An 8,274-nucleotide genomic window follows, 5' to 3' on the forward strand; every position below is an offset into this window, starting at 1 on the left:
GGGAACGGCGACCGCGGCCGGCAGCCGGGCAAGGGTCGCTCCGGCGGCTCGACCCGCCCGATGAACGACCCGGACCCGCAACCCGACCACGCGGACCCGGCGGACGGGGGATGGGACGATGGGCGTTAGCGTCTCCGCGTCGACGGCGATAATCGTCGCGGGGTTGTTCTTCGCGTTCACCGCGTTCTATCCCGTCGCCGCTAACGGGTTCGACCGCGTCACCGACGCCGAGCGCGACGTTCACGAGCGCGCGCTCGAACGACAGAACACGGCGCTCACCGTGACGGAGGCCACGTATAACGAGTCGGCCGGGGAGTCGGGCGAGCTCGTCGTCAACGCCACCAACGACGGGTCGGTCGGCCTCGTGGTGAGTGACACCACGCTCATCGCCGACAACGAGTACGTCGACCTCGGCGCGGACGCGACGTGGACGAGCGTCGACGGGGTCATGGACACCGACCTCTGGCTCGGCGGCGAGGCGCTGTCGGCGACGATCCCGAACGAGGCGATCGACGCCGACCTCGCCGAGGTCGACCGGGTCGTCCTCGTGACGGAGTCCGGCGTGCGCGACAGCGCCGACGTGACGGAGGTGAGCGGCTGAATGGCGAGCGTTCCGGTTTCACACCTCATCCTGTTCGTCGCCAGCCTCGTGATCGCCGCCGGCGTCGTCGGCACCGTGACGACCGGTGTCGACCGCGTGAGCTCCGCCGTCAACGACGGGAGCCTCGACGCCACCGAGCAGCTACGGACGGACATCACGGTCGTCTCCGACCCCAACGGCGGGGTGTACGACGCAAGCCACGGAGCGGAGGGGAACGTCACGCTGTTGATAAAGAACACCGGGACACAGCGGCTCGCTCCGGACGGCTCCGGCGTCGACATCGTGTTCGACGGCCGGTTCGTTCGGCCGTCGGCCAAACACGGCGAGCTCGTCTCCGTCGACGGGGCGACCGCGTGGAGCCGCGGCGACGTCCTCGCGCTCACGATCGATCTCGACGAGGTGGACGGCGTCGGCTCGTTGGACGATGAGACGAGTGACCACCGAGTGTACCTCACCGTCAACGGCGACGAGGAGCTGTTCCAGTTCCGCGTGGAGGGGAGTAACTGAGATGCCGCGTGCCGACAACCTCCTGTCGCTCGGACTCGGCGAGCGCGACCGCCTGAACAAGGAGCTCGGCGGCGGTATCCCCCGCGGTTCCATCGTCCTCATCGAGGGGGATTACGGCGCGGGGAAAAGCGCCATCTCCCAGCGGTTCTCCTACGGCCTCGTCGAGGAGGGGGCCTCGGTGACGCTGATGTCGACCGAACTCACCGTTCGCGGGTTCATCGACCAGATGCACTCGTTGGAGTACGACATGGTGAAGCCGCTGTTGAACGAGGAGCTGCTGTTTTTGCACGCCGACTTCGACTCCGGCGGCGCGTTCTCCGACGACGACGGGGAGCGCAAGGAGCTGCTCAAGCGACTGATGAACGCGGAGGCGATGTGGAACTCCGACGTGATCTTCCTCGACACGTTCGACGCGATCTTCCGGAACGACCCCACGTTCGAGGCGCTCGTCCGGAAGAACGAGGAGCGGCAGGCGGCCTTGGAGATCATCTCGTTTTTCCGCGAGATCATCTCACAGGGGAAAGTCGTGGTTCTCACCGTCGACCCCTCCGCCGTCGACGACGACGCGATCGGCCCGTTCCGGTCGATCGCCGACGTGTTCCTCCAGCTCGAGATGATCGAGGTCGGCAACGACATCAGACGACAGATCAACGTCAAACGGTTCGCGGGGATGGGCGAACAGGTCGGCGACACCATCGGCTTCTCCGTTCGCTCGGGGACGGGGATCGTGATCGAGAGCCGGAGCGTGGCCTGAGGGCGGCACTTGGACGCCCGAGCGCCGGGTCGCCACGGGTGAACCACACACGACGCGCGATCAACACACGACACGCGACCAACACACGACACACAACAGACGATGACAGAACACGGGACCGCGAAACCGTCGGACGAGCTCCGGAAGGCAGCGATGCGGCGGCCGCACCTCCGGGAACACCTCCAGGAGTTCAAACAGATCACTGGGGAGTTCCCGCTGTTCATCGAGGAGCCGAAATCGGAGTACGAGTCGGCCCGGCCGAACGTGCTCTACCCGGTCGGCGGCCCGATATTCTGTCACGTGTACGGCGACCTCGGACAGGAGACCAAGTACTACGCGATCGAACCGGAGATGTCGGGGCCTCAGGCGACGGTACTCAACCAGGTGAAAAACAAGCTGCTCGCGGCGAGCGGCGGGCACACGGCGCCCGACTCCGAAGCGGAGTACGACGACCTGATCGAGGAGCTGTTGGCGGACGTCACCCACATCCAGAACGGCGATTCCGGGTGGAAACGGACCGCTTCACAGCTCTTGAACATGGGGAAGCTCTCCGTCACCGAGGAGACGTACGAGAACATCCGCTACCGGCTCAACCGCGACATCGTCGGACTCGGCCCGCTGGAACCGGTGATGCGTGACCCGGCCAACGAGGACATTCACGTCATCGGCCCTCACGAGTGTCACGTCGATCACGGCACGTTCGGGATGTTGGAGACCACCGTCGACTTCGGGACCCCGAAGGAGTTCGACAACTGGCTCCGGAACATGGGCGAGCGGATCGGTGACCCGCTCTCCGACTCCGACCCAATCGTCGACTCGACGCTGCCGGACGGCTCGCGTATCAACATCATCTACTCCGATGACGTCTCGCTGAAAGGTTCTTCGCTCACGATCCGGCAGGGCGAGGAGGTGCCGCTGTCGATCAACCAGATCACCAACTGGGGGACGCTCTCGCCGGAGCTCGCGGCGTACCTCTGGCTCTGTCTGGAGAACGAACAGACCGTGTTCGTCGTCGGTGAGACCGCGTCCGGGAAGACGACGACGCTCAACGCGATCCTCTCGTACATCCCACAGGACTCGAAGATCTACACCGCGGAGGACACCGCGGAGGTCATCCCGCCGCACAACACGTGGCAGCAGCTGTTGACCCGCGAGGGCGGCGGCGAGGGCTCCTCGGACGTCGACATGTTCGACCTAGTCGCCGCCGCGCTCCGGTCGCGTCCCGACTACATCATCGTGGGTGAGGTCCGTGGTGCGGAGGGGCGGATGGCGTTCCAGGCCGCCCAGACCGGTCACCCGGTCATGCTGACGTTCCACGCCTCCGACATCGTCTCGATGATCCAGCGGTTCACCTCCGAGCCGATCAACGTGCCGGAGACGTTCATGGACAACGCGGACGTCGCGCTGTTCCAGAACCGGGTGAAACAGGGCGACGACGTACTCCGTCGGGTGACGAGCGTGCAGGAGATCGAGGGGTACTCCAAGGAGATGGAGGGGGTCGTCACCCGTGAGGTGTTCAGCTGGGACCCCGTCGAGGACGAGATCGTCTTCCAGGGAATGAACAACTCCTACGTGCTCGAAGAGCAGATCGCGACGCTGCTCGGCTACGCGGACACCCGCGACATCTACGACGACTTACAGTTCCGCGCGGAGCTGATAGAGCGGATGATCCAGGAGGGGATCTTGGGCTACCACGAGGTCAACGAGGCCATCGACGCGTTCCAGCGCGACGGCGTCGAGGGGCTCCCCTTCGACATGCACCGGAACGTCAGATGAGCGCCGGCAGCCGACGCCGAGGTGTGTGAGCTATGGGCGTGAAACAGGCCGGTCAGGGGCTCGCCACCGCCATGCGGCTCACCGAGGAGGTGATGGCGTCCTACGAGAAGCTCGACATCTCGAAGCGGCAGTACGTCGGCTACGTGCTCGTCCCGGCGGCGGTCGTCTTCCTGCTCACGATCGCCGGCGCGTTCCTCCTCCCGCTCCCGTTCGCCGCACGGGTCCCGATCCCGATGTTCGGCGTGCTCACCCTCGTTTCGGCCGTCATCTACCCGAAGATCTACCTCAGCAGCGTCGAGAACCGGATCGACAACCAGCTCCACCTGGTGATGACCCACATGACCGTGCTGTCGACAACGAACATCGACCGCATGGAGGTGTTCCGGACGCTGGCCAAAGAGGAGGAGTACGGCGCGGCTGCCGAGGAGATCGGGCGGGTCGTCAGCCTCGTCGACACGTGGAACCAGAGCCTTGACGACGCGTGTCGTCGCCGCGCCAAAGAGGTGCCCTCGGACGCGATGGCCGACTTCTTCGACCGGCTCGGCTACACGCTCGGGGCGGGGCAGTCGTTGGAGGACTTCCTCGTCTCCGAACAGGACGTGATGCTCGCCAAATACGAGACCCTGTACGAGTCGTCGCTGTCGAACTTGGAGGTGATGAAGGACCTGTACATGTCGATGATCCTCTCGATGACGTTCGCGCTCGTCTTCGCCATCGTGCTTCCGATCCTGACCGGAAACGACCCGACGGCGACCGTCGCGGCGGTCATCGTCCTGTTCGTCTTCGTCCAGCTCGGCTTCTACGCGATGATCCGGGCGACGTCGCCGTACGACCCGATCTGGTACCACCCCGAGGAGCGCGCCCCGGGCGACCTGAAGCTGTGGGCGTCGCTCGGGATCGGCGGTGGACTCTCGTTCCTCCTCATCGGGTTCACGGCTGCCGGGATGTTCGGATACGGTCCCGGGCTCCCCGGACTCCTTTGGTTCATCGACGATGTCCGACTGCCGCTGTATCTCGCCGTCCCCATCTCGCCGCTGTTCATCACGGGGGTGATCCTTCGCTCGGAAGAGCAGGCGATCAGCGCTCGTGACAGGGAGTTCCCCTCGTTCGTTCGCGCGCTCGGTGCGACCGAGAGCGCCAAGCAGTCGACTACGACCGACGTGCTGACGACGCTCCGGGACAAGGACTTCGGAGCGCTGTCGCCGGCGATCACGCGGCTGTACCGCCGGCTCAACATGCGGATCAGTACGGAGGGCGCGTGGCGGGCATTCACGCGTGACACGCGATCGTATCTCATCCAGAAGTTCTCCGAGATGTACCTCGTCGGCCGGCGGATGGGCGGCGACCCCAAACAGCTCGGCGAGCTGATCTCGAAGAACATGAACGCCGTCAACCAGCTGCGCGAGCAGCGCCGGCAAGCGGCGGTGACGTTCATCGGGCTGTTATACGGGATCACGGCGGCGGCGACGTTCGCCTTCTTCATCGGACTGGAGATCGTCGCCATCCTCGCCCAGCTGACGGCGGACTTCGAGCTCGACCAGATGGATATCGGCCAGATCGTCTACCCCGGCGCGTACGACATCCCGTTGATCGAGTACCTGCTGTTGACGGTCGTGCTGTTCAACGCGGCGCTCTCCTCGCAGATGATCCGGAAGATCGACGGCGGGAACCCCGCGAACGGGTACATCCACTTCGTGTTGTTGACCTGGCTCGGGGCGGGGACTGCCATCGCGACCCGAGTCCTCGTGAACGCCATCCTCTCGATCTGACTCCGGGCGGCCGGTTTCACGCACGTACCGTCGCTGGTGTCACCCACCTACCGCCGCCGGTTCCCGCCCGCCTCCGGCAGGTTTTAACGCGCAGAACCGCTACCGTCGCGTATGCAATGGGACACGGATTGGGGGCTTCGTGGACGGATGGCGTTCACGATGTTCCTCCTGTTCGCCCTCTACCTCGTGTTCGTCGGGTTCATCACCCTCTACTTCGAGGGTGGGCTGTTCCCGCTGATCCTGCTCGGCGGGTTCGCGATCGCACAGTACTTCTTCAGCGACAAGCTCGCGCTCCGGAGCATGGGTGCCCGGGAGGTCGACCCCGAAGAGTACCCGGAGCTCCACCGTATGGTCGAACGGCTCAGCCAACAGGCGGACCTCCCGAAGCCGGCGGTCGCCGTCGCCGACACGAACGTGCCGAACGCGTTCGCCACCGGCCGGAACCAGAAGAACGCCACCGTCGCGGTGACGACGGGCCTGCTCCGCACCCTCGATCAGGACGAGCTGGAGGGGGTCATCGCCCACGAGCTCGCCCACGTGAAGAACCGCGACGTGATGGTGATGACTATCGCGTCGTTCCTCTCGACTATCGCCTTCTTCATCGTGCGGTGGGGCTGGCTGCTGGGCGGGAACAACCGACAGGGCGCGCCCGTCATCGTGGCGATCATGGTGTCGCTACTGGTGTGGGTCGTGTCGTTCCTGCTGATCCGCGCGCTCTCGCGGTACCGCGAGTACTCCGCCGACCGCGGCGCGGCGGTGATCACGGGGAAGCCCGGGGCGCTCGCGTCCGCGCTCGTCAGTATCAACAGCGGGATGGAGCGGGTCCCCGAGGAGGACATGCGTGAGAGCGCGGAGATGAACGCGTTCTTTATCTTCCCCATCTCGAAGGGGTTCATCGGCCGGATCGCCTCCACACACCCGCCCACGGAGAAGCGGATCGAGCGTCTGCGCGAGCTCGAGCGGGAGATGGAGACGGCCTAACGGGGTAGCAGTAGTTCCCGCACCCGGTCCCGGTCACTCAGTGTTCGCCGCCGGTTCCGCGCCGGTCGGAGTCCAAGTCGATGTCGAGCTCGTCGAGTAACGCCTCCGCCTCGGCCCGTTTCTCCTGGTGGTCCGCGAGGAACTCGCGCATCAGCTCGGCTGCCTGCTCTTTACAGCCGCCACAGAGCCGCTCGCCGGTGACACACTCGGTGTACACCTCCCTCGTCAGTTCGTCGTCGTCCCCGGCGAGCAGGTACGCGTACAGCTCGTACACTGGACAGTCGTCGGCCTCTCCGCCGAGCTCGCGCTGTTCCGCTGCCGTGTCGCGGCCGCCCGTGGTCGCGGCTTTCACCTTGTCGTAGCCGTCGTCGGGGTCGTCGAGCAGCGAGATGTGGCTCGCCGGGATCGACGAGGACATCTTCCCGCCGGTGAGCCCGGTCATGAACCGATGGAAGACGGCGGAGGGCTGCCGGAAGCCGAACCCGTCGTGGTCGATCTCGACCCCCCGCGCCAGCGACTCGGCCTCCTCGCGCGTCAGCTCGAACGCGTCGATATGCCCCTCGAAGACGCGCTTCTCGCCGTCGACCGCCTCGATCAGCGCCTCGAACGCCGCGTCGGTGGCGTTGCGATCGAAGAAGCGCACCCGCGGCCGGAGCGGCTCTTTTCCTCCCGCCCGCAGTTTCTCGATGGCGGTCGGTTTGGCGGCCGCGAGGTCGAGTCGCTCGTCGCCGGTGTCGGGCGGCTCGTAGTCGGCGAGCCACTCGGCAGCGTCCGTACAGCGGACGTCGGCCGCCTCCGAGCCGTCGGCCGTGCCGGTGTTTTCGGCGGCCGCGGCCGCCAGCGCGTCGTATGCGGCCCGCACCAGCTGGCGTTCGGCGTCGTCGAGCTCGAAGCTCGCGAACGCCTCGGTCACCTTGAAGTAGCGCATCCGGACCGCCAGATCACGCGAGAGCCGAACGTGCGGGTCCTGGTCGGGGCCGACCGGGATCACCGTGGGCTTCGGCTCGTCGACCAGCTGCGGGTAGAGGATGTCCGCCATCTGGGTCAACACCGACTGCATGTGTGAGACGTTCGTCTCGCCGTCGAAGCCGTACAGCGCCTGTAGCTCCGAGAAGTTGGCCTTCGAGCCGAGCTCGAAACCGAGATCCTGTACCGCGCGGTTGTCGGACTGGCGGTAGATCGCACCCGCCTCGGCGTCGAACCCGAGCGCGAGGAGGCTCAAGAGGTAGTCTCGCGCGTGCTCGTCGATCTCGGGCCAGGACATCCCCCGGGCGGAGTGGGCCTCGAGGTCGGCGATCAGGCCGAACGCGTCCGCGCCCTGCTGTTGATGCCAGATCAGCTCGTCGAAGACGAGCTTGTGGCCGATGTGTGGGTCGCCGGTGGGCATGAAGCCGGAGAGCGCGGCGAACGGCTCGTCGTTCGCCATCGCCTCCGCGACCGCGTCGTACTCGCGGTGCCCGAAGATGACGCCGCGACGCATCAGGTAGTGCGGGTCCGGGACGTCGCCGCTCACCTCGTCGAACGCCTCGATGCCGAACTCCGCGAACAGGTCCGCGTAGTCGCCGACCGACGCCGACCCCCACGGGTCCAAGGCGACGTCCTCGGTCGGTCCGTCGGCCTGCTCCGTCCCGCCGTCGGGCCGGGAAGTCCCGTTGTCGGGTCGGGAGGTCCCGTCGTCGGATCGGGAAGTCCCGTCGTCGGGGGTGTCCTCGTCCATACGTCCCCTCCCGTCGGTCGACGCAAAAACCGTTCGCTTGTGCGGGAGTCGCTCACGGGGACCGTCGACCACGCGCCGGGACGCTGACCGCGCGGCGGGAGGACGGCCACGCGCGAGGACGACCCGCGGAGGTTTATATTGCCCGCGGCCCGACCCCCGTGTATGACCC

The 8,274-nt window shown here is 66.2% G+C and carries 7 protein-coding genes; 6 read left to right on the forward strand and 1 reads right to left on the reverse strand.

What is annotated here, in order from left to right:
• Nucleotides 1-118 precede the first annotated feature (118 nt).
• The 6 genes from arlF (at nucleotide 119) to htpX (ending at nucleotide 6,388) form a co-directional block, all read left to right on the forward strand.
• The gene (gene arlF, locus ACFQEU_RS08040) at nucleotides 119-601 is read left to right on the forward strand and encodes an archaellum stator protein ArlF (protein ID WP_379780997.1); all 483 of its coding nucleotides are present in this window, start codon (nucleotides 119-121) and stop codon (nucleotides 599-601) included.
• A complete protein-coding gene (gene arlG / locus ACFQEU_RS08045; protein ID WP_379780999.1) occupies nucleotides 602-1,108 on the forward strand; it encodes an archaellum stator protein ArlG in 507 nt (168 codons plus the stop codon).
• 1 nt (nucleotide 1,109) lies between these two features.
• Complete coding sequence (gene arlH, locus ACFQEU_RS08050; protein ID WP_379781001.1) at nucleotides 1,110-1,862, forward strand: archaellum protein ArlH; 753 nt, start codon at nucleotides 1,110-1,112, stop codon at nucleotides 1,860-1,862.
• Nucleotides 1,863-1,964: 102 nt separating this feature from the next.
• Nucleotides 1,965-3,638 carry a type II/IV secretion system ATPase subunit gene (locus ACFQEU_RS08055; protein ID WP_379781003.1) on the forward strand — a complete coding sequence of 558 codons (1,674 nt, stop codon included), beginning with the start codon at nucleotides 1,965-1,967 and terminating at the stop codon, nucleotides 3,636-3,638.
• A 32-nt stretch (nucleotides 3,639-3,670) separates the two neighbouring features.
• Nucleotides 3,671-5,407, forward strand: coding sequence for an archaellar assembly protein FlaJ (flaJ, locus tag ACFQEU_RS08060; protein ID WP_379781005.1), 1,737 nt, complete (start codon nucleotides 3,671-3,673; stop codon nucleotides 5,405-5,407).
• Nucleotides 5,408-5,518: 111 nt separating this feature from the next.
• Nucleotides 5,519-6,388, forward strand: a complete 870-nt coding sequence (gene htpX, locus ACFQEU_RS08065) for a zinc metalloprotease HtpX (protein ID WP_379781007.1) — start codon at nucleotides 5,519-5,521, stop codon at nucleotides 6,386-6,388.
• 37 nt (nucleotides 6,389-6,425) lie between these two features.
• On the opposite strand, the gene ACFQEU_RS08070 is transcribed toward htpX, so the two are convergent.
• On the reverse strand, nucleotides 6,426-8,105 hold the full coding sequence (locus tag ACFQEU_RS08070; RefSeq protein ID WP_379781009.1) for a tryptophan--tRNA ligase: 1,680 nt from the start codon (nucleotides 8,103-8,105) through the stop codon (nucleotides 6,426-6,428).
• Nucleotides 8,106-8,274: the final 169 nt, after the last annotated feature.

Origin of the sequence: Halorubrum tibetense, assembly GCF_042661865.1 — an archaeon.
GTDB lineage: Archaea > Halobacteriota > Halobacteria > Halobacteriales > Haloferacaceae > Halorubrum > Halorubrum tibetense.